This is a genomic window from Pleomorphomonas sp. NRK KF1 (assembly GCF_023721755.1).
Lineage (GTDB): Bacteria > Pseudomonadota > Alphaproteobacteria > Rhizobiales > Pleomorphomonadaceae > Pleomorphomonas.
The window spans coordinates 1-23,295 of sequence record NZ_JAMDLH010000006.1; the positions used below are offsets into that span (position 1 = coordinate 1).

The window sequence follows — 23,295 nt, forward strand, 5'->3', positions numbered from 1 at the left end:
TCGAGGACAGCCAGAATGACAGCCATATCCGCCTCACCTGCGCCGGGACAGTCTGCGGCCATCCGAGACGCTATGAAAAGGGGTAAGGCCGAGTGAGCGCCGCCACGATGAGCGCGCCACTTCGCCGAATCGTGAGCGTGGCCGACGAGGCCGGCACACTTCGCCTTGCCGACGACATCGCCGCCATCGCCCGTCCGGGCGACCTCATCGCCCTTCACGGCGACCTCGGCATGGGAAAGAGCGCGTTTGCGCGCGCCGTCGTTCGGCGCCTTGCCGGCGAACCGGATCTTGAGGTGCCCAGCCCGACCTTCACGCTGCTGCAAAGCTACGAGACGGCCCGCTTCCCCGTCCATCACTTCGATCTCTATCGTCTCGCCGATCCCGACGAGCTCATCGAAATCGGCTTCTCCGAGGCCATCGGCGAGGGTCTCTCGCTGATCGAGTGGCCCGACCGGGCGGGCGACGAGTTGCCGGCCGAGCGGCTCGACATCGCCATATCCGAAGGCAAGGACCTCAACGGCCGCCGCTTCTCGCTGGAAGCGCACGGCGACGGCTGGGCGGAGAGGCTCGACGAAACCTTCGCCGTTCGCGACCTTCTCGATCGGGCGGGCCTGGCAGGCGCCGAACGGCGGCATCTGCATGGCGACGCCTCGACGCGCAGTTTCGAGCGGGCGACGGTTGGCGGTCAGGCGGCGGTGGTGATGCGCTGGCCTGCCTGGCGTGCCTACCTGAAGCGAAGCGACGACGACCGCTATGAGGAAATCGTCCACCTCGCCGATAGCCTCACTGCCTTTTCGGCCATTGCCGACACGCTGCGCCGTCACGGCTTCCGCAGCCCGCGCGTTCTCGATCGCGACACCGAACGGCGACTGATGCTGGTCGAAGATCTGGGCTCGGACGGCATCGTGCACAACGGCGTGCCGATCACCGAGCGCTACCTCGCCGCCGCACGGCGGCTCGCCGACCTCGCGGTCGTGGTCTGGCCGGAGATCGCCGCCGATGATGCGGGGAATCGCTGGCCGATGCCGCGCTACGACCGGCGGGCTCTTGCGACCGAGGTTGGCCTCTTCGCCGCTTGGTACGTCCCACATCTGACGGGCGCGTCGCTCGGAGCCGATGACCTTGCCGAATGGAACAACCTCTGGGACGGGCTTCTGACCCGCTTCGACGACGAACAGGGACGGCTGGTACTGCGCGACTACCATTCGCCCAACATTCTCTGGCAGGCCTCCGGCGACCCCATCGGGTTGATCGACTTCCAGGACGGGTTGCTCGGTTCGCCGGCCTACGATTTCGGGGCCCTCGTCACCGACGCCCGCGTCGACATCCCGGACGAGCTCGCGGCCGCGATGATCGCTGCCTATGTCGACCGCCGGCGAACCCTCGACGCGAGCTTCGACGCGGCCGACTTCCTTGAGCGCGCGACGATCCTCGGCGCCCAGCGCAACGCCAAGATTCTTGGTCGCTTCGTCGAGTATGCCGCGCGCACCGGCCGCACCCATCATCTTCGCTTCTTGCCGCGCGTGCGCCGCAACCTCGAAAAAGCGCTGGACGACAAGGTTCTCGCCGGCGTCAAGCTCTGGTATGAACGGCTCGGACTCGCTCAACGGCCGTGAGCCCGTTCTTTCCAACCGCAGAGAGCCCGACCTTTTCAAGATGACCGATGCTGTTTTCCCCTCCGCCTTCCGCCCTCGCCGGGCCATGGTGCTCGCCGCCGGACGTGGCAAGCGGATGCGTCCGATCACGGCGACCACGCCGAAGCCGCTGGTGGAAGTGCTCGGCCGCAGCCTGATCGATCGGGTCTTCGATCGCCTGGTTGAGGCTGAAGTCGAGACGGCTGTCGTCAACGTTCACTACCTCGCCGATCTCGTCGAGGTCCACGTCGGCAAGCGCAGCGACCTTTCCGTCGTCGTCTCCGACGAACGCGGCCTGCTGCTCGACACCGGCGGCGGTGTCGTCAAGGCGCTGCCTCATCTCGGCGCCGAGCCCTTCTATCATCTCAACTCCGACTCCATCTGGATCGAGGGCGTTTCCGCCAACCTGCCGCTGCTGGCCCGCGCCTGGGATGGCGATCGCATGGACGGGCTGCTGCTGCTCGCCCCCATCGTCGGCTCGGTCGGCTATCACGGCGTCGGCGATTTCGACATGGCCGGAGACGGACGCCTGACCCGGCGGCGCGAGCGTACGGTCGCCCCCTTCGTCTACGCCGGCGTTGCCATTCTCAAGCCGGAGATATTTGCCGATCGCCCGCTGGCCCCCTTCTCGCTCAATCGCATTTTCGACGAACTGATCGGCCAGGGACGCCTGCATGGCGTCCGGCTGGAAGGTACCTGGCTGCACGTCGGCACGCCCGAAGCGATCAGACAGGCGGAGCGGACCATCCTGACATCGGCGGAGTAGGCAATGACCGGGCGCGTCTTCACCATCCACCCCGGTGCGCCCTTCCTCGCCACGCTGGCCGAAGCGCTTCTCGACGGCCGCCTGATTGCCGGCCGCGACTATCGGCACCACCCTCTCGACCTTGCCGACGTCAGCATCTACCTGCCAACCCGCCGGGCCGGGGCGGCGCTGAGACAGGCGTTTCGCGACGCCTTCGGAGCCGGGGCGGCGATGCTGCCGCGCATCCTGTCGATATCCGACGTGCTGGAGGCGGAAGACGACCTCCTGGCACCGGAAGCGCTCGACCTGCCGCCTGTCATCGCCGCCGCCGAACGACGGCTGATGCTGGCCCGCCTCGTCGCCCGCTGGCGCGAACGCGTGGCGAGCGATCAGTTGCTGACACCGGCCGGTCAGCCGGTTGTCGTACCGGGCTCGCCGGCGGAAGCGCTTAATCTTTCCGCCGACCTTCTCGCACTCCTCGACCAGGCCGAGCTGGAAGGCGTCGACTGGAGCAAGCTCGATGCGCTGGTTCCGGACGATTATGCGGCCTGGTGGCAGCTGTCGCTCAACTTTCTCAGGATCGCCACCGAGGCATTGCCGGCCGCCATCGCCGAGCGTGGCCGGATCGGCGCCGGGCCCTTTCACCGCGCCATGGTCGAGGCGACCATAGCTCGCTGGCAGGTCCGGCCGCCGTCCGGTCCGGTGATCATCGCCGGCTCGACCGGCTCGGTGCCGAGCACTGCCGATCTGATGTCCGCGGTGCTGTCGCTTTCCGAAGGCGCGGTCGTATTGCCCGGCCTCGACATTGCCGCGCCGGCCGAGACGATCGCCGCCAGCGTCTTTGATTGTGCCCACCCCGAGCACACCATGAACAAGCTCGTCGAACGGTTTGGCGTCGAGCGGGAGAGCATCGGTCAGCTGGGTGAGCCGGAGGCGGCGATGGCCGTCCGCTTCGACATCGTCCGGCGGGCCCTTGTGCCGGCCGCCGTTACCGATCTCTGGCCGCAGCATGCCGCCGTCCTCGATGCCGACCCCGAAGGTACTGATGCCGCACTGGCCGGGATTTCTCTCGTCGTCGCCGCCAACGAGGCCGAAGAGGCACTCGCAGCCGCCATCGCCCTCCGCCAATGCCTCGAGAACCCGGCCGCGCGATCGATCCTCGTCACGCCCGACCGCACCATCATTCGCCGTGTCGTCGCCGAGCTCGAGCGGTTCGGCATCGAGGTGGAGGACACCGCCGGCCAGCCGCTGCCTCAAACCTCCTACGGTCAGCTCGCCCTGCTTCTGGTCGAGGCCGCCGCCGAAGATTTCCCGCCGGTGAAGGTGGCTGCGATCCTGGGTCATCCTGAGGCGCGCTTCGGCTGGACCGCAGCGCGGATCCGCCCGGCCGGACGTCTGATCGCCCGCAAGGTATTGCGCGGCCCCCGGCTTGCCGGCGGCGTTCCCGCTATCTCGAAGGCGTTGCAAGCGTTGGCGGAGCAGGCCGAGGCGGGGGGCGAGAGCACCCTCCTGTCGGATGCGATTGCCCTTGCCTCCGCCTTCGGTGACGCCATGGCGCCGCTCGTCGCCGCGGCAACCTTGCCGGCCCCGACTCTGGTCGACTTTCTTGACGCCCTGCGAGAGACGCTGGCTCATGTCACCCGCCGCCCCGAAGACGACAAAGACGAACCGACCCGGGCGGAACGGCAGCTTCTGTCGATTCTCGACGAGCACCTCCGCGCTCCCGACGCCGGACTGGCGCTCACCGGCGCCGATTTCGCCCCCGTCCTGCGCGCCCTGATCGGCAATGTCCTGGTGCTGACGCCAAGCCGGCGCGCTCGCGTCATGGCCACCGGCCCGATCGAGGCGCGACTTCTGCCGACCGATCGCCTCGTGCTGGTCGGCCTCGACGAGGGCGTTTTCCCGCCCGTTACCGACACAGGCGCCTGGCTGTCGCGGCCGATGCGCGCCGGTCTCGGCCTCAGCCCGCCCGAGGTCCGCATCGGCCTGTCCGCGCACGATTTTTCCTCGGCCCTTGGCGCAGAAGACACGGTATTGATCCGCTCGGCGCGACGCGGCGGCGCACCGACGGTGCCGACCCGCTTTCTCCAGCGCCTGGCCAGCCTGATCGGTCCGGCGCGAACGGAGGCCATGATGGCGCGTGGCGACCGCTTCATCGACTGGGCGCGCCGGCTCGACGACCGGACGGCCGTATCGCGCGCGCAGCGGCCAAATCCCACACCGCCGGTGGCGGCAAGGCCGCGCATGCTGCCGGTCACCGACATCGAAACGCTGATCCGCGACCCCTACGCCATCTATGCCAAGCGTATCCTGAAACTCAGGCCGCTCGACAGCTTCGGCGAAACGCCCGATTTCGGTACGCGTGGGACGCTCATCCACGACGTTCTCGCCGACTTCGCGGCGACCTGGACCGCGCCCTGGGATGAGGCGGCCGTCGCAGCGCTGATCGAGTTTGGCCGGGGGCGATTCTCCGAAGCGCTGGCCGCCCATCCGGAAGTCCACGCGCTCTGGTGGCCGCGCTTTCAGGCACTGGCCCGCTTCATCGTGCTGGAGTTCGAAGCCAAACGCGCGCCACTGGCTCGCCATCCCGAGATCGAAGGCAGCATGAATGTCACCGACGACTTCGCGCTGACCGGTCGAGCCGACCGGGTCGACATCGAAGAGGATGGCCGCGTTACCATCATCGACTTCAAAACCGGCCGGGCGCCCACGGCGGCGCAGATCGCCGCGCAGCTGACGCCGCAGCTGCCGCTCGAAGCGGTCATCGCCCGCCACGGCGGCTTTGCTCGCCTGACGAGCCCGCGCGAAGCGGCCGAACTCGTGCACGTTGTCCTGCGCGGCCTCGAAGGGCGCGACGAGATCGAAAGCTATACCGGTCACGCGCCGCGCGGTGGCGATCCGGTGACACTGGAGGAGACCATAGCCGAGGCGGAACTGCGCCTGCGCGGCCTCGTGCGCGCCTATGCCGATCCGAAGCGAGGCTACCTGTCGCGCGCGCGCCCCTTCCGCAAGACCGACCGCGGCGACTACGACCATCTCGCCCGGGTCATCGAGTGGAGCATCGAGGACGACGGAGGCGAGGAATGAAAATCCCGGCCGCAACGCGTCAAACGCAGCTTCTCGCCACCGACCCCAAGGCCTCCGCCTTCGTGTCGGCCAACGCGGGGTCGGGGAAGACGTGGGTGCTGACGCGCCGGGTGATCCGCCTGTTGCTCGACGGCGTCGACCCCGGCCGCATCCTCTGCCTCACCTTCACCAAGGCGGCGGCGGTCGAGATGTCCGGTCGCATCTTCGACGAGCTCGGCCGCTGGGCCGGTCTTGCCGACGATGAGTTGGTTGGCGTTCTGTCGGAGCTGGAGGGACAGCCGGTGCCGCCGGAACGACTGGCGCCGGCACGGCGGCTGTTCGCCCGTGCCATCGAAACGCCGGGTGGCCTGAAGATCCAGACCATCCACGCGTTCGCCGAGGCCCTGTTGCAGCGCTTCCCGCTTGAAGCCGGGCTCGACGGCCGCTTCCGCGTTCTCGACGACGCCCGTGCGGCCGACCTCTACGCCGAGGCGAGGGCCGAGCTTCTGACTGACTGCGCCGCCCATCCCAACAGTCCCGAAGGTCGCGCCCTCTCCGAGCTGGTGGCGATCGCCGGCGATGAAGCGCTCGATCGGGCGCTTTCCGCCGTCGTCGCGGCCCGTGACGAGCTCGCCGCCTACTTCGACGGTACGGCGTCGGTCGATGAGGCCCTGGCCGCCTTGCCGCAGGTCCTTGGTGCGCCAAGCGGGGCAAGCCGGGAGAGTCTCGTCGGGGAAATGGCAACATCTCCCGCGTTCTCAGGCCAGTTCTTAAGCCGGCTGATCGATGTTCTGGACGCGTCGAAGTCGAAATCCATGACGACGCTCGGCGAGGGTTTTCGTACGGCGCTGGCTGCCGCCGACGCCGAAGCGCGCCGACCACTGTGGCGCGCGCTGTTCCTGACTGCCAGAAGCGAACCGCGCAAGCGCCCGTTCACCAAGGACGTCCTCGACGTGCTGCCGGAAGCCAGCGAGCGTTTCGAAGAGGAAGCGCGACGGCTCATCGGGCTGGAACGAGCGCTGTCGGCGACTCTGTGGGGAACGCGCAGCGCCGCTCTCCTTCGCCTTGCCGACCGGATGATCGGTCTCATCGAAGCCAAGAAGGCCAGGCTCGGCCTCCTCGATTTCGACGATCTGATCGAACGCGCCGCCGCCCTCCTGTCGCACTCGGATGCGGCCGAATGGGTGCAGTACAAGCTCGACGAGGGCCTAGACCATGTGCTCGTCGACGAGGCGCAGGACACCTCGCCGCGCCAATGGCGGATCGTGGAGGCGCTCACCGGCGAGTTCTCGGCCGGCGAAGGAGCGCGATCCGGCCGTCGGCGCACCGTCTTCGCGGTCGGCGACGAGAAACAGTCCATCTATTCCTTTCAGGGCGCGGCGCCTCATCTGTTCGGCTTGACGCGCAGGACCTTGGGCCGGCGACTTGCCGACGCCGGGCTGCCGGTCCACGATCTCCGCCTTACCCTGTCCTTCCGATCGACGGCGGCCGTGGTCGGCGCCGTCGATGCCGTGTTCCGGAATCCGGCAGCGCATGCCGGCCTTTCCACCGATCCCGGTCCGACCGTTCACGAGACGGTGCGCGGTCGCGAGCCAGGGCTCGTCGAGCTTTGGCCAGCGGTCGAGAAACTGCCGGCGCCGCCGCCCGGAAACTGGGAAGACCCGGTCGATGCCACCGCCGCCGCGAGCCCGGCCGTGCGCCTCGCCGCCCGTGTTGCCGACGAGGTCGCCGGCTGGCTGCGCTCGGGCACTCGCATCGCCGCCACCGGCGCGCCGATCCGGCCCGGCGACATCCTGGTGCTCGTCCGCAAGCGCGGCGCTTTCGTCGAGGCGGTCAACCGGGCCTTGAAGCAGCGCGGCGTGGCGGTGGCCGGCGCCGACCGGCTCGACGTGGTCGGCCACATCGTCACCCAGGATCTGCTGGCCGCCGTCCGAGTCGCGCTTCTGCCCGAAGACGACCTGACGCTTGCCACCGTTGCCAAGTCGCCACTCGTAGGCCTCTCGGAAGAAGCGCTGTTTCGCCTTGCTCACGGCCGACGGGGCCGTCTCTGGGACGTGGTTCGGCAGCGGGCGTCCGAGGGGGACGCTGACGCCGAGAGGCTGCGGGCCACCGTCATGCTCTGGATGAGCCGGGCCGACCGGGGCGAGCCCTTCGCCTTCCTGTCGCGAATCGTCGGTCTCGATGGCGGTCGCGCGTCCTACCGCGCCCGTTTCGGCCGCGAAGCCGACGAAGTGATCGACGAACTGCTGACGCTGGCGCTGGCCTATGAGGGCGAGGAAACGGCCGGGCTCAACGGCTTCGTCGACCGGCTCGCCAAGGGCGGCGAACTGATCCGCCGTGAGCTCGATGCCGAGCGCGACGAGGTCCGCGTCATGACGGTGCATGGCTCCAAGGGACTGGAGGCGCCGGTCGTGTTCCTGATCGATCCCGGCGACAAGCCGGCCAGCGAAAAGAACCTGCCCGACATTCTTGCGATAAGCGATGGTCCCAACCCGCCGATCGTCTGGCGGCAGGCAGGCGCCTTCCGCCCGGCGCCCGTGGAAGCGGCGGCGGCGGCCTTCATCACCGCCCAGGAAGAGGAATACAAGCGGCTGCTGTATGTCGGGTTGACGCGCGCGCGGGACCGACTGATTGTCGCCGGTCTCAAGGGCGCCGAGGAAGGCGCCGACCGCCGTTGGCACGGCCTTGTCGAGGCGGCGCTCCGAACCGAAGCCGAGACGGTGAAGGACAGCGATGGCACCATCATCGCCTGGCGCTGGCATGCGCCTGACGAGGCTTCCGCTGCGCCGCCCCAGCCAGCCAGAGCGAACGCCGACGCCCCCATGCCGTTGCCCGACTGGCTGACCCGCAAGGTTATGGAGGCCGCTCCTACCGCTACCGAAATCGCGCCGTCGCGCGCCGCCAGGGCAAGCCAGAACGGCGCGCCGGGGGACGCCTTCGATCCGGCTGCCGCGGCCCAGGGCACATTGCTGCATCGCCTCTTCGAGCTATTGCCCGACATAGAACCACCCGCCCGCGCCAGCGCAGCCGACAGCTACCTCACCCGCCTCTTTCCAGACCTGGCCGACAGCGATCGCAACACGCTGGTCGAGAACACCGTTGCCCTGATGGCGCGGCCGGATCTCGCGCGCCTGTTTTCCCCCGACGCGCGCGCCGAAGCGGCGATCGCCGGCAACATCGCGACGCCGAGAGGCCGATCGATCTCCGTCAGCGGCAGCGTCGATCGACTGCTGGTCGAGCCGGACACCGTTACGATCGTCGACTACAAGACGGCCGCCCGCCCTCCGCGCGCCATTCCCCCAAGGTATGCCCTGCAGCTCGCCCTCTATCGGGCGGTGCTCACGCGCCTCTGGCCCGACCGATCCATTCGCGCAGCGATTCTCTGGACTGCGACCGCGCGGTTCGACGAGGTAGCGACGGACACATTGGACGCGGTGCTCGCAACCTACCTCAAGAGCATGGACGCCGGTACGGAGCCCATCGATCACGAATACGAAATCGATGATCGGCCCTGAAGCAAGAATTCGTTGGCGCTTCGGCCCAAGGCATTGTTTTGACAGAGATCTCTCTTCAGACAAACCAATGGTGCATCGCCACCCTGCCATAGCCCTGCTTGACGCTGCGGGGTCTGCTCCTTAGCTTTCTGTCAACAGGCGCGGCCCGACGATGAGTCGGCGCCGCGTTGTCCATCTTGCGAGGTCTGTCATGTCGACCAAGAAAGTCACCGACCAGTCGTTTCCCACCGACGTGCTTGCCTCGTCGACGCCCGTCCTCGTCGATTTCTGGGCCGAGTGGTGCGGCCCCTGCCGCATGATCGCTCCGGCGCTCGAGGAGATCGCCGGCGAGCTCGACGGCAAGATCACCATCGCCAAGCTCAACGTCGATGAGAACGGCAACACGGCGATGAAATACGGCGTCCGCTCGATCCCGACGCTGATCATCTTCAAGGATGGCGAACCCGCCGCGATGAAGGTCGGCGCAGCCCCGAAGAGCGACCTCACCGCCTGGATCAAGGCTGCGATCTGAAGTCCCGTCGTCATGACATAGAAAACCCCGGTTTCGCCTCGCGGAACCGGGGTTTTTATTTGGTCGGGTTTCAGCTGGCCAGTTTGATATCCCCGATCCATTCGAAGATTTCTTCGGCCTTGCAGGAGCAGCCGCAGGAGCCGGCCCGCGAGCAGGTCGCGCCGGCGGCCAACGGGCGCACCTTGCCCTTGGCAACCCAGAGATCCAGCACGGCTCGGACGGCGTCCTCGCCGGCATCGAAGTGCACCGCGACGTCGGAGAGGGACGCGTTGCCCCGCTCCTTCAGATAGTCACGGACGGTGGAAGGCGTCATCATGGGCTTCACTCCGCCGGCTGCGCGGCGAGCGAACGTCCCCGCGTCCGACCCGCCATCCACATGGCGGCGATGCCCACCGCGAAGATGATGGCGGCCGCCAACAACCAGCGTGTGGAGCTGGCCGGGTGGGCAGCGAACGTCGCAGCCTGATAGAACGAAACGGCGGCGAGATAGCCGATGGCGGTCGTCCAGACGGTGGCAAAAGCTGTCCACCTGCCACCGATCTCGTGACGCATGGCGCCGAGGGCGGCGACGCACGGAGTGTAGAGCAGGATCAGCAGCATGTAGGAGAAAGCCGCGGCGGTTCCGCCGAAGTGCGACTGCATGGCGCCGAACACCGAGCCATCGACTTCAAGCTCCTCGGCGGCGGCGGCGCTGTCATCCACGTAGCCGACATTGATCCCGAGCGGATCGACGAGGCTGCCGCCAAGCGCACCGAGATTCTCGGGAATGGTCGCAAGCGCGTCGAGAAGCTTGCCGCCGAGACCAACCTCTTCCTCGGTAGCTACGGCGCCTTCGGTCGCGGCGGGAGCCGCCCCTTCCGTGCCAACCTGCTCGTAGAGGGCGTTGAGCGTTCCGATCACCGCCTCCTTGGCGAAAATGCCGGTGAACAGACCGACGGCGGCCGGCCAGTTGTCGCGGGTCACACCCATCGGCTCGAACACAGGCACCAGCTCCTGGCTGACGACCGCCAGCACGCTGCCACGCGTATTGTCCCGATCAACGCTGCCGTCGGTACCGATCGCCGACAGGAAAGACAGGACCATGACGATCGGCACGATCACCTGACCGGCGCGGAGGATGAACTCACGCAGGCGCTGCCAGGCCTGAACGATGACGGAGCGGATGGTGGGAATGTGGTAGGGCGGCAGCTCCATGACGAAGCGGGTCGGCTCGCCGTCAAGCAGCGTCGACTTCAGGACGAGGCCAGTGAGCACGGCAAAGGCGAGACCGACGATATAGAGGCCGAAAACGATGTTCTGGCCGCTCACCGGGAAGAACGCGGCCGCGAACAGTGCGAACACCGGAAGGCGGGCGCCGCAGGACATGAAGGGCGCCATCAGCGACGTCATGATGCGGTCGCGGCGGCTTTCGAGAGTACGCGTCGCCATGATGGCCGGCACGTTGCAGCCGAAGCCGACGATCAGCGGCACGAAGGATTTGCCCGGCAGACCGATCGCCCGCATGGCGCGGTCCATGACGAAGGCGGCGCGGGCCATGTAGCCGGAGTCCTCGAGGAAGGACAGGAACAGGAACAGGCAGGCGATGATCGGCACGAATGTCGACACCGTCTGGATGCCCGAACCGAAGCCGACGAGAGCCGCCTCGACGATGGGAGGCGTGCCAATGGAGGCAAGCAGCTCGCCGAAGCTGTCTACGAAGACGGCGCCGAACGCCTGATCGAAGAAATCGATGAAGGCTCCGCCCACCGAGATGGTGAACAGGAACATCAGGTACATGGCGAACAGGAAGATCGGGACGCCCAGCACGCGATTGAGGACGATGCGGTCGATCATCTGCGACATTGAAGCGGACAACCGCTGCGTCCGCCGGAAGACGCCGGTCATCAGTTCGCCGATAAAGCGATAGCGGCCGTCGGCGATGACGATGTCGGCATCCTCGCCGGTCGCCGCTTCGATGGCGGCGCGGGCACTAGCAACGTCGCCGGCCAAGCTCGGTCCGGCAATGGCCTCGGCCAGCGTGTCGCCTTCGATCAGCTTGAGCGCCACCCAGGCCGGGTCGGCCTTTGCCACGAGGGCGCCATCGGCGACGAGCGGCACCAAGGTGGAAATGGCTGCGACGACTGCCGGGTCCTGCTCGGGCCGGGCAACGGGCCTCTGTCCTGCGCGAGCAGCCTCGACGATCGCCGACTTGATGGCGCGACGGCGACCATGGCCATGATGATGACCGTGGTGATGGGCGTGTTGATGACGACCGAGCCCGCGCGTCGCGACCGTCGGAATGACGGGGCAGCCGAGCCGCTTCGACAGTTCGTCGATGTCGATTTCGACGCCGTCCGCTTTGGCCATATCCATCATGTTGAGCACGACGAGCATCGGCACGCCGAGCTCGATGAGCTGGGTGGTGAGGTAGAGATTGCGTTCGAGGTTGGACGCATCGACGATATTGAGGACTAGGTCGGCTTCGCCGGACATGACGAAGTCGCGCGCCACCCGCTCATCCTGCGAACCGGCGTCGGCGCTGCCGATCAGGTAAACGCCCGGCAGATCGACCACATCCACCGACTGGCCTTCGAAGATGAAGCGGCCCACGCGCTTTTCGACGGTGACGCCCGGCCAGTTGCCGACCTTCTGCGTCGCACCGGTCAAGGCGTTGAACAGCGTGGACTTGCCACAGTTGGGATTACCGACGACGGCGACGACGAGAGGCTTTTCCGCGACCATCATACGGCCTCCAGCTCAAGGATGGCCGCTTCGGACTTGCGAAGGGTCAGCGTGAAGTTGCGAACGGAGATTTCGATCGGGTCGCCGAGCGGCGCCTTGCGCCGAACTTCCAGCACCGCGCCAGGGGTCAGTCCCATGGCGAGCAGGCGCTGCCGGTAACCGCGATCGCCGGCCACCAGGCCCGTGACGCGGGCGCTGTCGCCCGGCTTCATCGTTTCGATCGAAAGGCCCATTCATTCGCACTCCGCCCAGTGGAGCGCCCGGCCGGATTATCCCAGCCGGCAGCATCGACACTGCAACTCACTCTCAACTGTATATGTCCTCGTGCAGATGCCTCTCAATTCGTATTCGACCTTAGACTTAACGAATCTCACGGAGGGTGCAGAAAAAACACAGTGTTTTCGGCGGTCGTGCGCGTGCAAACATGGCAGTAGAACAACGCTCTACGCGTGTAGAATCCGCCCGTTCCTGGTCGCCTTGGACGACACCCTCGCCGAAAGGAGGCTGGAAATTCGATTTCCTCCGGTCTAAACTTGCTTTCTGCAGTGAACTTTGAATGTCGACGGTTCACAGCGGTAGGCGGTCGATGAACATCTCATAGATAAACCGATTAATCCGCCGACGAATACTGTCCTCGCTCTTGCTGCGCGGATGATCGGTCGCTGACCGGGAAGACCGGACAAGATCACTCAATGGGCGCTGCCCTTGATGGATTCCTGCTTTAAGACCAGCGTGTTGACAGACGGGAGTGGGAAACCGGAGATTGGAGGGCAAGGAAGGTGCCCTGCAAAAAACGCATAGCAGTAAAACCTTCGCAGTTTCACGTAGTCCCCGGTTGAGTACTTACGACAACGTTCCGCCACGCCTCTATAACGGCAGAAGGGTCTATCGGTAACAACACCGAAGCCCAAGTAAGTTTCGTATAGTTTTGACTGAAATCAAGGTCAGAACTCCATCGGCAGCTGAACATCGGCGTATCGTTGCCCGGACCTCGGCCAGTGACTGATCGGACGGGGGCGGGCAGGAACACCAGATGCAGCAGGACGGATGCAGCAAATGAGCGCGAAATATCCAGGTCTTCCCACGGTCATCAACGGCAACGGCGCCGTTGCCCATGTCATGGGCCACGTATGCGGCGGCGTCATCGGCTACCCGATTACGCCCTCGACCGAGATTTCCGAAATCTACGAGAGCTTCCGCGCTGGCGGCGGCTGCAACGTCTGGGGTCGTCACCCGTTCTTCTACGAGCCGGAAGGTGAGCATTCGGCCCAGTCGGGCGCCCTGGGCGCGGCGCTGACCGGCGGCAAGTTCATCTCCAATGCCTCGTCCTCGCAGGGCATCCTCTATGGCCTCGAGTCGCACTACGTGACCGTCGGCAAGAAGGCCGGCGGCTTCGTGCTGCAGGTTGCCGCCCGCGTCGTGTCGAAGCACTCGCTCAACGTCATGGCCGGCCATGACGACGTCTACTCGCTGCTGCCCACCGGCTACACCATCCTGTTCGGCGCCAACCCGCAGGAAGCGGCCGACCTCGCCGCCATCTCCTACAAGGTGTCCGCGCTGTCGCTGGTGCCGGTCGCCAACTCGATGGACGGCTTCGCGACCTCGCACATGCTGTCGGAAGCCAAGATGCCGGAACCGGCGCTGCTGAAGGAGTTCCTCGGCGACCCGACCGGCCGCATCAAGTGCCCGACCGTCGCTCAGGAAATCCTGTTCGGCGCCAAGGGTCGCGCCTATCAGCTACGCCAGTGGCTGGTGCGCAAGAAGGATACCTTCGTCGCCGCCGACGCCACCTCGCTCAAGGCCTATATTGACGCCAACGAAGACGCCATCGAGGCCGACAACGAAGGCAAGCTGATCGAGACCGCCGCCAAGTGGGTTCCGGCCGATCTCAAGGGCCAGTTCAAGCGCCAGTGGCTAAATGCCTGGGAAAAGGGCACCCGCCAGCTGGTCCCGGCCCTTGTCGACATCCACAACCCCGGCCTGACCGGTGGCGTGCAGAACCAGCCCGACTTCCAGTCCGGCGCCGCCGACCATCGCACCCACTTCGTCGTGGACGTGCCGAAGTTCGTCAAGCAGGCCATGGACGAGTACGGTGAGCTGACCGGCCGCCACTATTCGCCCATCATGACCTACAAGACGGAAGACGCCGACTACGTCATGATCGGCCTCGGCTCGGTCACCGATGACGTCGAGGCGGTTGTCGATTACCTGCGCTCGAAGGGCCGCAAGGTCGGCTCGATCGCCGTCAAGCTGCTGCAGCCGTTCCCGGAAGCCGAACTGATCGCCGCCATCGCCGGCAAGAAGGCCGTCACGGTGCTCGAGCGTTCGGACGATACCGCGCTCACCGGCTTCGTCACGCAGGCCCTGTTCAAGGCCCGCGAGAATGCCGACGGCGGCCGCCACGAAGGCATCCCCGCCATCGACAAGCTGCCGAAGGTCACCACGGCCATCTTCGGTCTCGGCGGTCATGACCTGCAGTCGCGCCACATCGTCGCCGCCTTCGACAACATGGAAGCGGCCCGCAACAACCCGTTCGTCTACCTCGGCTCGCAGTTCTTCTCGAAGAATCCGAATGCGCGCATGAGCGAAGTCCAGGCCAAGCTCAAGGCTGCCTATCCGCAGACCGAGTTCATGGCTCTCGAGACGGGCGAGAATCCGCGCCTGCTGCCCGACGATGCCTTCCGCGTCCGCTTCCACTCGGTGGGCGGTTACGGCACCATCGCCACCGGCAAGCTCCTGACCGACATCCTGGCCGGCGCCCTCGGCCTCTACTCCAAGGCCGCTCCCAAGTACGGCTCGGAGAAGTCCGGCGCGCCCACCAACTACTACATCACCCTGTCTCCGGAGCCGGTGAAGATCACCAACGCCGAGATCGAGGACGTCGAGATCGTCATCTCGCCGGACCACAAGGTCTTCGCGCACTCCAACCCGCTGCGCGGTCTTGCCAAGGGTGGCACCTTCATCCTGCAGACCTCGAAGTCGCCGCTTGAGGCGTGGCTCGACATGCCGGCCTCGGCCCGCAAGACGATCCGTGATCGTGAGATCAAGTTCCTGGTGGTCGACGCCTTCGCCGTCGCCAGCAAGAATGCGCCTTCGCCGGAACTCGCCACCCGCATGATGGGCATCGCCTTCATCGGCGCGCTCTGCGGCCACGAGAAGCGCATCACGGCCGGTGCCGACCGTGCCGCCATCCTGGAGAAAGTGCGTCAGCAGATCTCCAAGAAGTTCGGCGCCAAGGGCGAAGCCGTCGTCGCCGGCAACATGGCGGTCATCGCCGAGGGTGCCGAGGCGACCCACGAAGTCGCCTACAACGATCCGGCCTTCGTCAAGGCCGAGGCCGACGCTCCGGCGCATCAGGGCCGCTCGGTGGCGATCTCCGCCTCCATGTGCAGCCTCGAAGCCTCCTCGCCTGCCGGTATCTTCGATGCCGAGTATTACGAGGACATGCTGGCTGGTCCCTTCAAGGACGGCACCATCGGCGAGTCGCCGGTTCTGCCGGGCACCGGCATGTTCATGCCGGCCGGTTCCGCCGCCATGAAGGACAAGGGCCTGTTCCGCCGGCAGGTGCCGGTGTTCGACGCCGAGAAGTGCACGGCCTGTCTTGAGTGCACTCTGGTCTGCCCCGACGCCGCCATGCCGTCGACGGTGCACGAGATCGACGATCTCGTCGCCACCGCCGCTCGCCAGATCGACGTCGCGGAAGCCCGCCGCGCCGAAATCGTGAGCAAGGCGCCGGCGATCGCCACCGCCATCCGCGAAGTCTACAAGGCTCAGCCGAAGGCCCGCGCCTTCCATGAGATCTTCGCCCAGGTGGCGCCCGGCATCGCTGCCGGCGACGCGTCGCTCGCCCTCGACTTCGACAAGATGACGACGGTTCTCGCCAACTTCCCGGTGGCGCGTACCCGCCTGTTCTTCGACCAGGCCGAGAAGAAGGTGCCCGGTTCCGGCGCCCTCTATTCGGTTGGCCTCGACCCGTGGAAGTGCTCGGGCTGTCTCGAGTGCACCACCGTCTGCGGTTCCGATGCCCTGGTTCAGACGGAGCAGGACGATGCGCTGCTCGAGACGCTTCAGGCTCGCTTCGAGTTCCTGACCAAGACGGCCAACACGCCGTCGCGCTTCACCGAGCAGCTCACCGGCGCCAACGCCAAGCGTCTCATCCTCGACCGCGACAACTACTATGCCATGACCGGTGGTCACGGCGGTTGCCGTGGCTGTGGCGAAGTCACCGCTCTGCGCCTGATCATGGCGGCGAACAACGCTCTCCAGGGCCGCGCCCGCAAGGAGCACATCGCCGAGGTCGAAGCGCTGATCGGCAAGCTTGAGACCAAGCTCGCCAGCGTGACCGACGAGGCGCGTGCCGCCCGCATCAAGTCGGCGCTCGAGACGATCAACCATCACCTCTTCCTTCTGGAGAGCGGTCCGACGGGCGAAGGCCCGGCTGCCGCGGTGGTTGCCAACTCGACCGGCTGTTCGAGCGTGTACTCCTCGACCTTCCCGTACAACCCCTACCGCGATCCGTGGGTGAACAGCCTGTTCCAGGATGCTCCGGCGCTCGCCAAGGGTATCTACGAAGGCATCGCGGCCGACGTGCTGGTGAACTTCCGTGCCATGCGCATCGCCGAGCTCGAGCTCGACGACAAGTATGATCCGGCAGTCCACGACAAGATGTTCCGGACCTTCGGTTGGGAGCAGTTCAGCGACACCGAACTCGGCCGCCTGCCGACCGTGTTCTCCATCGGCGGCGACGGCGCCACCTACGACATCGGCTTCGGCGCGCTGTCGCGGTTGCTCTCGACCAAGACACCGATCAAGGTGATCGTGGTCAACACCGGCGTGTACTCCAACACCGGTGGCCAGGCTTCGACCTCGTCGCTGATCGGTCAGGACTCCGACCTCGCCCGCTACGGCGCGGCGCATGCCGGCAAGACTGACAACCGCAAGGAACTGGGCCTGATCGCCGCCTTCCACCCGGCGGTGATGGTGGTGCAGACTGCGACCTCCATCCAGGGCCACTTCCTGAAGAACGTCCTCTCCGCCCTGTCGCGGACGACGTCTCCGGCCATCATCGACGTCTACACGCCCTGCCAGGGCGAGCAGGGCATCGGTGACGACGTGTCGAGCGAGCATGCCCGCCTCGCCGTCGAGAGCCGCACCAGCCCGGTCTACGTCCACAATCCGGACGGCGGCTCGGTGCTGAAGGAGCGCTTCTCGCTGGACGGCAACCCCGACGTCGAGCAGGACTGGACGACCCTCGTCCTGACCTACACCGACGCCGACGGCAACGAGCAGACGAAGGAAGTGCCGCTCACCCCGGCCCACTTCGCTCATCAGGAAGGCCGCTTCAAGAAGCAGTTCACCGGCAAGCCGCTTGCCGATGACGTCAACAACGCCGTGTCGATCGACGAGTTCATCGACCTCAGCGACGACGAGCGGGTCGGCAAGATCCCGTTCATCTGGGAAGTCAAGAAGGGCAAGCTGATCCGCTTCCCGGTGCCGGCCCAGATCGTTCGCCTGGTCGAAGAGCGCCGTCGCTTCTGGCGCACGCTCCAGAACCTCGCCGGCATCGACGCTGCCAAGCTCGACGAGGCCCATCAGGCCGAACTCGACGCCCTGCAGAGCCGCTACGACGAAGCTCTTGCGGAGATCGAGACGCTGAAGGGCGCCGCGACCAGCGCTGCCGAGTAATCGGCTACTAAATGCAAGTTGATTTGGCCGCCGGGAAACCGGCGGCCTTTTCTTTACTTGTTCATTACCTGAAAAATGACTACGTCAAAGTACTATCAAAAGCGAAACAACATATCTCTTTAATACGATATTAGTTCGCCCTGCCGATCATGCGGGCTCCGAGGACCGAATGCACTCCACGCGTCTGCCCGTGGTTCAGCAATGGGTCTCGTCTCTCCATCGCAAGCCATGTCTCTCCCTCCCTTGCCCGCAAGGGAAGGCGCCGACGCTTTGCCCACCCCTCCCCAGGGAGCCTTCATGCGGAACTTTTTCGCCCGCGTATCCGTACGCTGCTACTCGATCGTCGCCTTTGTCTTGCTCGGATTGGGATTCATGGCCGGGTATGGGCTATGGCAGCTGGCTGCCGAGATAAGGGCCGGACGCCTCGACCAGTTGCAGGCCGTCGTCGACAGCGCCGCGTCGATGGTGGCGGCCGAAGCGAAGCGCGTATCGGCCGGTGAGACGGACGACAAGACCGCCGCGAAGATCGTCGCCGACACCATGTCCAACATGCGCTTCAACACGTCGGACTACGTGTTCGTCATCGACGACAATGGCCAGATGCTCGCCCATCCCGACCCCAAGCTGCGTGGCAACGACACCGCCTACACCCGCAAGGGACCGGACGGCCGCGCGGTCATCCAGGAAATGGTCGCCTTGGCCCGCAAGGAGGGCGCGGCATCGATGACCTATGACTGGACCAACGCCAACACCGGGGCCAGCGAACCGAAGGCAGCCATCGTGCGTCATGTGGATGCCTTTGGGGGCGTTACCGTCGCCGCGACGACCGTCGTGGCCGATGTCAACGCGCAGATCCGCGCCGCCGCGGGGCGTTACTCAGGACTGGCCGCGCTGCTGACCCTTGCGTTAACCGCGGTCGTTGTCCTGATCGCCCGATCGATCAGTCAGCCAACCGCCCGTATCCAGGCCGCCCTCAAGGCGGTCGGAGACGGAGATTATCACTTCGCAATCGACACCAGCGCCCATGGCGAGCTGGGCGACATGGCACGAACGCTGGCGCAGTTGCGCGACAGTCTGTCGCGCGGCGAGGAAGATCGCGCCGCCGGCGAGCGTTTGCGCGAGGAGATGCAGGCTCAGGTGACCAGCAATCGACTTCTGCTCGCCGACGACTTCGAGAAATCGATCGGCGAGATGACCCGCGCTTTCGTCGCATCGTCGGACAGCCTGCTCGGCTCGGCCCGTCAGCTGTCGCAAGCCGCCGACGCGGGTATCTCCAATGCTCGTACGGTGGCCGACGCGGCCGACGAGTCGGTTCGCAACGTCGAGACCGTGGCAGCCGCCACCACACAGCTCGCCATGTCGGTGGAGGAAATCGCGAAGCAGGTCGCCGAGTCCAACAAGGTTGTCGGCCTTGCCGCCGAGGAAGCCACCCGCACCGAAGTCGACATCAACGCCCTGTCGGAGTCGGCGGCCAAGATCGGCGAAGTGGTGGCGCTGATCAACTCCATCGCCGAACAGACCAACCTCCTGGCGCTCAACGCCACCATCGAGGCGGCGCGGGCCGGAGAGGCCGGAAAGGGCTTTGCCGTCGTGGCGAGCGAGGTCAAACAGCTCGCCTCGCAGACCGCCCGGGCAACGGAAGACATTTCCGCCCGTGTCGCCGGCATCCAGAAGGCGACCGGCGATACCGTTCAGTCGATCGGCCGCATTGTCGAGACCATCGACTCCATCCGCAGCATATCAGCGGCAATAGCCGGTGCCGTCGAGGAACAGAGCGTCACGACACAGGAGATCGCCGGCAACACGCAGCTTGCCGCCGACGGTTCTGCAACGGTGACGCAGAACATCCACGCGTTGTCAGGCAACGTCGGCACCACCGCCGAAGCATCCCGGACCCTCGAGACACTGTCCGGCGACCTCGCCGGCCGGTCCGAACGGCTGAAACAGGACGTTGCCGGCTTCATAGCCATGCTGAAATCCGCCTGACCGATGCTCGGCAAAACGGAAAGGGCGCCCCGAAAGGGACGCCCTTTTCGCTTGATTCAGCTTATCGCAGTGGAACGTCAGCCGACGAAGGCGCGCTCGACGACGAAGGTATTGGGGGCGTTGTTGGCGCCCTCGACGAGGCCGAAATGCTCCAAGCGATCCTTGGTGTCCTTGATCATCGCCATCGATCCACAGATCATCGCGCGATCGGTGGCGGGGTCGAAGGGAAGCACGCCGAGGTCGGAGAACAGCTTGCCGGAATCGATCAGGTCGGTGACGCGGCCCTGACGCGGGTGGGGCTCGCGCGTCGCCGAGTCATAGAGGCGAAGCTTGCCGGCGGCGAGCTCGCCGAGAAACTCGTGATTGACCACTTCTTCGTAGAGCTCGCGAGCATAGTCGAGTTCGGCCACCTCACGGCACGTCTGGACGAGAATGACCTCGTCGAACTTTTCGTACACATCGGGGTCGCGAATGAGGCTGGCGAAGGGGGCGACACCGGTGCCAGTCGACAGAAGATACAACCGCTTGCCCGGCAGCAGCGCGTCAATGACCAGGGTTCCCGTCGGCTTCTTGCGCATCAGAATGGTATCGCCGACCTTGACCTTCTGCAGGTACTCGGTGAGCGGGCCGCCCGGCACCTTGATCGAGAAGAACTCGAGTTCGTCGTCCCAGGCCGGACTTGCCACAGAGTAGGCGCGAAACACCGGTCGCTCGGCGTTCGGCAGACCGATCATCACGAACTCGCCCGAGCGGAAGCGGAAGCTCGCCGGACGCGTCGTGCGAAAGCGGAACAACCGGTCGGTGTAATGACGAACTTTAGTCACCGTCTCGGCGAAGACGTTGTCGGGAATCGGGAAGGCCTGGGCGCCCTCGGCGCTGGTCGCAACTGTCGACGTGTAGGCGTTCAAGGTCGGCTTCCTCTGCCTGTGCATATCCGGCCGCGACCAACGCAAGACCGCGTCGTCGGGCCATGATCACGTGCAAGGGTGATAGCACCCACTCCCTTCCTAAATGAAGCAAACGAGTTGCAAATTCCAGTCATTCCAAGGAAAAAACCGCCGACGAGGCCGCATGGCTGAGTTGCAGAGCGGGCAAACAAGTCCCACCCACAGTGTGGCCAAGCCTCGCGATGGTCTCAGCGGAGTGCGGCAGCACCCGCCCGCGAGGGGCGCGCAGACTTGGCGCCAACCTCTTGCGCCCCGGAGGCGGTGCGCGACAGGCCGGCGCGTACGGACATGGCGGCGAAGGCGGCCAGTTCGAACGCCGTGACGGCGAGAACCACCGAAAGGGCAATTTTCCAGCCAGGCAATGCCAACGCAAACGCGCCGACGCCGGAACCGAAGGCCACGATCGCCGCCAGCAAGACGAGTGCAACGAGGCGGACCCGCACACCGGCGACAAACCCCATCAAACCCGACATAGCGACTATGAACAGCATGGCCATACTCCGGACAAATCCTGATATCCGAACTATGGCAGACCGCGCTTAGGACCCGCTTACAAAAATAGCTCAAATTTGATTGAACCGGACGTGTGCCCTTATCACGAAGCGGACGGTGCCGACGCCGGGCGGATGTCGGCAAGCCGGTCGAGGGCGGCTCGCGGATCGAGACGCCCGTCGTAAAGCGCCCGGCCCGTGATGGCACCGTCGAGGACCGCCGATTCCGGCTGGCAAAGCGCCTCAATGTCGTCCATCGAAGCAAGGCCACCGGAGGCGATCACCGGGATCGATACGGCTCGCGCGAGCGCCAACGTGGACGGAAGGTTCAGCCCCTTCAGTACCCCATCGCGATCGATATCCGTGTAGACGATGGCGGCGACGCCGGCGTCCTCGAAGCGACGAGCGAGTTCGGTGGCGGTCAATTCGGCGCTCTCCGCCCAGCCCTCGACGGCAACCTTGCCGCCGCGTGCATCGATGCCGACCACGACACGGCCAGGGAAAGCCTTTGCCGCCGCCTTCACCAGATCCGGATCACGCAGGGCCACCGTGCCGAGGATAACGCGGGAGATGCCCTTGCCGAGCCAGGCGTCGATGGCCGCCATGTCGCGGATGCCGCCGCCGAGCTGGACCTTCATGCCCGGCGCCACCGCTGCGAGGATGGCATCGACCGCCGCACCATTCACCGAGCGGCCGGCAAAGGCGCCATTGAGGTCGACGACGTGCAACCAGGGAAAGCCGATGCCATGGAAAGCGCGCGCCTGGGCAGCCGGGTCGGCGTTGTAGACGGTGGCGGCATTCATATCACCGAGCTTCAGGCGGACGCAGGCGCCGTCCTTGAGGTCGATGGCGGGATAGAGAATCACGGGCGCCACCTCAGGAAGTTGGCAATGAGACCGAGACCGAGCGTCTGGCTTTTCTCGGGGTGAAACTGGGTGCCGGCGATGTTGTCGCGGCCGACCATGGCCGTGACCGACCCGCCGTAGTCGGCAACCGCGACCAGTGCGTCGGTCTCGCGCAGCGTCATGTGATAGCTATGGACGAAATAGGCATGCAGCCCCTTGTCGCCGGTCGCCAATCCTTCAAGAAGAGCATGAGGGCGCACGAGATTCAGCGTGTTCCAGCCCATGTGCGGCACCTTGAGCGCCGGATCGCCCGGCGCGATCGGTTCGACGTCGCCATCGATCCAGCCGAGGCCTTCGGTGATCGTCTTCTCGAGGCCACGCTGCGCCATCAGTTGCATGCCGACGCAGATGCCAAGGAAAGGCCGGCCTTTCCGCACGACCGCTTCGGTCAGAGCCTCGATCATGCCGGGAACGGCGGCGAGCCCCGCCTTGCAGTCGGCGAAGGCACCGACGCCCGGCAATACGATGCGCTCGGCAGCACGAACGGCGTCGGGATCGGACGTGACCAGAATGGTATCGTCAGCCCCGTCGCGAGCCGCCCGTTCGAACGCCTTGGCCGCCGACCGCAGGTTGCCGGACCCATAATCGATGATGGCGACAGTCATGGCCGCGCTCCACTTTCGGGAAAGAGGCCGAGGACGCCCGGCGGGACGCTTCGGCCTGGGTGAAGAGCAGGAGGAGTCGTCGGCGACGAGGCAGGCCGCGGCTGGACGAGCCAGGCGTCGAAGAAGCGCCGCTCGGCCGCATCGCGGCTTTCCCCTTCCACGACACCGCTTTCCCGGAAGCCGCGCAGCCTCAGCGAGAGGCGTCGAACGTCGTTGGCGACGACGCCGGTTGCGATCGCCAGAATCAGTTCGAAGCCGGTGGTGGTGACAGGTCCGAGCCAGCGCTCGGAGAGCGTGATCAGGACGGCCAGCGCGATCCAGCCGACAAGGCCCAGCCACTCACGGTGTCGCAGGAACCAAAGCGGCCCGAACAGCAAAGCCCAGACCGCGAAACCGTCACGCACGAAGACGGCGCGATCGGCTATAGCTTCCGGCGCGACCTTGTCCGGCAAGTGAACGCTGAAGATGGCCATCAAGCGTCTCC

15 protein-coding genes are annotated in these 23,295 nt (G+C 65.9%); 7 read left to right on the forward strand and 8 right to left on the reverse strand.

All coding sequences use genetic code 11. From position 1 onward, the window contains the following. Window positions 1-92 precede the first annotated feature (92 nt). The 5 genes from tsaE to trxA all read left to right on the forward strand — a co-directional run bounded on the left by tsaE (window position 93) and on the right by trxA (window position 9,471). Window positions 93-1,616 (forward strand): tRNA (adenosine(37)-N6)-threonylcarbamoyltransferase complex ATPase subunit type 1 TsaE, encoded by a 1,524-nt coding sequence (tsaE, locus tag M4J39_RS15240; RefSeq protein WP_251729270.1) that lies wholly within the window; start codon window positions 93-95, stop codon window positions 1,614-1,616. Window positions 1,617-1,656: 40 nt separating this feature from the next. Next, window positions 1,657-2,400 (forward strand): nucleotidyltransferase family protein, encoded by a 744-nt coding sequence (locus M4J39_RS15245; protein ID WP_251729271.1) that lies wholly within the window; start codon window positions 1,657-1,659, stop codon window positions 2,398-2,400. Window positions 2,401-2,403: 3 nt separating this feature from the next. Then, window positions 2,404-5,466 (forward strand): double-strand break repair protein AddB, encoded by a 3,063-nt coding sequence (addB, locus tag M4J39_RS15250; RefSeq protein ID WP_251729272.1) that lies wholly within the window; start codon window positions 2,404-2,406, stop codon window positions 5,464-5,466. Continuing rightward, the gene (gene addA, locus M4J39_RS15255) at window positions 5,463-8,960 is read left to right on the forward strand and encodes a double-strand break repair helicase AddA (RefSeq protein WP_251729273.1); all 3,498 of its coding nucleotides are present in this window, start codon (window positions 5,463-5,465) and stop codon (window positions 8,958-8,960) included. The genes addB and addA overlap by 4 nt, the downstream gene beginning before the upstream one ends. A gap of 190 nt (window positions 8,961-9,150) precedes the next feature. Beyond that, on the forward strand, window positions 9,151-9,471 hold the full coding sequence (trxA, locus tag M4J39_RS15260) for a thioredoxin TrxA (protein ID WP_251729274.1): 321 nt from the start codon (window positions 9,151-9,153) through the stop codon (window positions 9,469-9,471). A 70-nt stretch (window positions 9,472-9,541) separates the two neighbouring features. On the opposite strand, the gene M4J39_RS15265 is transcribed toward trxA, so the two are convergent. The 3 genes from M4J39_RS15265 to M4J39_RS15275 are packed head-to-tail and all read right to left on the reverse strand — an operon-like array spanning window position 9,542 to window position 12,425. Then, window positions 9,542-9,787, reverse strand: coding sequence for a FeoC-like transcriptional regulator (locus M4J39_RS15265; RefSeq protein WP_251729275.1), 246 nt, complete (start codon window positions 9,785-9,787; stop codon window positions 9,542-9,544). 5 nt (window positions 9,788-9,792) lie between these two features. Continuing rightward, window positions 9,793-12,195, reverse strand: coding sequence for a Fe(2+) transporter permease subunit FeoB (gene feoB, locus M4J39_RS15270; RefSeq protein ID WP_251729276.1), 2,403 nt, complete (start codon window positions 12,193-12,195; stop codon window positions 9,793-9,795). Further along, window positions 12,192-12,425 carry a FeoA family protein gene (locus M4J39_RS15275; protein WP_251729277.1) on the reverse strand — a complete coding sequence of 78 codons (234 nt, stop codon included), beginning with the start codon at window positions 12,423-12,425 and terminating at the stop codon, window positions 12,192-12,194. The genes feoB and M4J39_RS15275 overlap by 4 nt, the downstream gene beginning before the upstream one ends. Before the next feature lie 823 nt (window positions 12,426-13,248). On the opposite strand from M4J39_RS15275, the gene M4J39_RS15280 reads away from it, so the two are divergent. Beyond that, the gene (locus tag M4J39_RS15280; protein ID WP_251729278.1) at window positions 13,249-17,877 is read left to right on the forward strand and encodes a 2-oxoacid:acceptor oxidoreductase family protein; all 4,629 of its coding nucleotides are present in this window, start codon (window positions 13,249-13,251) and stop codon (window positions 17,875-17,877) included. 297 nt (window positions 17,878-18,174) lie between these two features. Further along, window positions 18,175-19,863, forward strand: coding sequence for a methyl-accepting chemotaxis protein (locus tag M4J39_RS15285; protein ID WP_251729279.1), 1,689 nt, complete (start codon window positions 18,175-18,177; stop codon window positions 19,861-19,863). A gap of 77 nt (window positions 19,864-19,940) precedes the next feature. On the opposite strand, the gene M4J39_RS15290 is transcribed toward M4J39_RS15285, so the two are convergent. The 5 genes from M4J39_RS15290 to M4J39_RS15310 form a co-directional block, all read right to left on the reverse strand. Next, window positions 19,941-20,795 (reverse strand): ferredoxin--NADP reductase, encoded by an 855-nt coding sequence (locus tag M4J39_RS15290; protein ID WP_371875460.1) that lies wholly within the window; start codon window positions 20,793-20,795, stop codon window positions 19,941-19,943. A gap of 203 nt (window positions 20,796-20,998) precedes the next feature. Next, window positions 20,999-21,301: a hypothetical protein gene (locus M4J39_RS15295; RefSeq protein WP_251729280.1), complete on the reverse strand. Its 303-nt coding sequence runs from the start codon at window positions 21,299-21,301 to the stop codon at window positions 20,999-21,001. A gap of 104 nt (window positions 21,302-21,405) precedes the next feature. Beyond that, window positions 21,406-22,167 carry a 1-(5-phosphoribosyl)-5-[(5-phosphoribosylamino)methylideneamino]imidazole-4-carboxamide isomerase gene (hisA, locus tag M4J39_RS15300; RefSeq protein WP_251729281.1) on the reverse strand — a complete coding sequence of 254 codons (762 nt, stop codon included), beginning with the start codon at window positions 22,165-22,167 and terminating at the stop codon, window positions 21,406-21,408. Next, window positions 22,164-22,811 (reverse strand): imidazole glycerol phosphate synthase subunit HisH, encoded by a 648-nt coding sequence (hisH, locus tag M4J39_RS15305; protein WP_251729282.1) that lies wholly within the window; start codon window positions 22,809-22,811, stop codon window positions 22,164-22,166. The genes hisA and hisH overlap by 4 nt, the downstream gene beginning before the upstream one ends. Further along, window positions 22,808-23,284 carry a DUF2628 domain-containing protein gene (locus M4J39_RS15310; RefSeq protein WP_251729283.1) on the reverse strand — a complete coding sequence of 159 codons (477 nt, stop codon included), beginning with the start codon at window positions 23,282-23,284 and terminating at the stop codon, window positions 22,808-22,810. The genes hisH and M4J39_RS15310 overlap by 4 nt, the downstream gene beginning before the upstream one ends. Window positions 23,285-23,295 lie beyond the last annotated feature (11 nt).

What these genes read in the sequence shown, in the direction of transcription:
- feoB (WP_251729276.1), bottom strand. Translation starts at nt 12,195, where the DNA reads ATGATGGTCGCGGAAAAGCCTCTCGTCGTCGCCGTCGTCGGTAATCCC.
- M4J39_RS15295 (WP_251729280.1), bottom strand. Translation starts at nt 21,301, where the DNA reads ATGCTGTTCATAGTCGCTATGTCGGGTTTGATGGGGTTTGTCGCCGGT.
- hisH (WP_251729282.1), bottom strand. Translation starts at nt 22,811, where the DNA reads ATGACTGTCGCCATCATCGATTATGGGTCCGGCAACCTGCGGTCGGCG.
- M4J39_RS15290 (WP_371875460.1), bottom strand. Translation starts at nt 20,795, where the DNA reads ATGCACAGGCAGAGGAAGCCGACCTTGAACGCCTACACGTCGACAGTT.
- M4J39_RS15280 (WP_251729278.1), top strand. Translation starts at nt 13,249, where the DNA reads ATGAGCGCGAAATATCCAGGTCTTCCCACGGTCATCAACGGCAACGGC.
- trxA (WP_251729274.1), top strand. Translation starts at nt 9,151, where the DNA reads ATGTCGACCAAGAAAGTCACCGACCAGTCGTTTCCCACCGACGTGCTT.
- M4J39_RS15310 (WP_251729283.1), bottom strand. Translation starts at nt 23,284, where the DNA reads ATGGCCATCTTCAGCGTTCACTTGCCGGACAAGGTCGCGCCGGAAGCT.
- addB (WP_251729272.1), top strand. Translation starts at nt 2,404, where the DNA reads ATGACCGGGCGCGTCTTCACCATCCACCCCGGTGCGCCCTTCCTCGCC.
- addA (WP_251729273.1), top strand. Translation starts at nt 5,463, where the DNA reads ATGAAAATCCCGGCCGCAACGCGTCAAACGCAGCTTCTCGCCACCGAC.
- M4J39_RS15275 (WP_251729277.1), bottom strand. Translation starts at nt 12,425, where the DNA reads ATGGGCCTTTCGATCGAAACGATGAAGCCGGGCGACAGCGCCCGCGTC.
- M4J39_RS15245 (WP_251729271.1), top strand. Translation starts at nt 1,657, where the DNA reads ATGACCGATGCTGTTTTCCCCTCCGCCTTCCGCCCTCGCCGGGCCATG.
- M4J39_RS15285 (WP_251729279.1), top strand. Translation starts at nt 18,175, where the DNA reads ATGCGGAACTTTTTCGCCCGCGTATCCGTACGCTGCTACTCGATCGTC.
- M4J39_RS15265 (WP_251729275.1), bottom strand. Translation starts at nt 9,787, where the DNA reads ATGATGACGCCTTCCACCGTCCGTGACTATCTGAAGGAGCGGGGCAAC.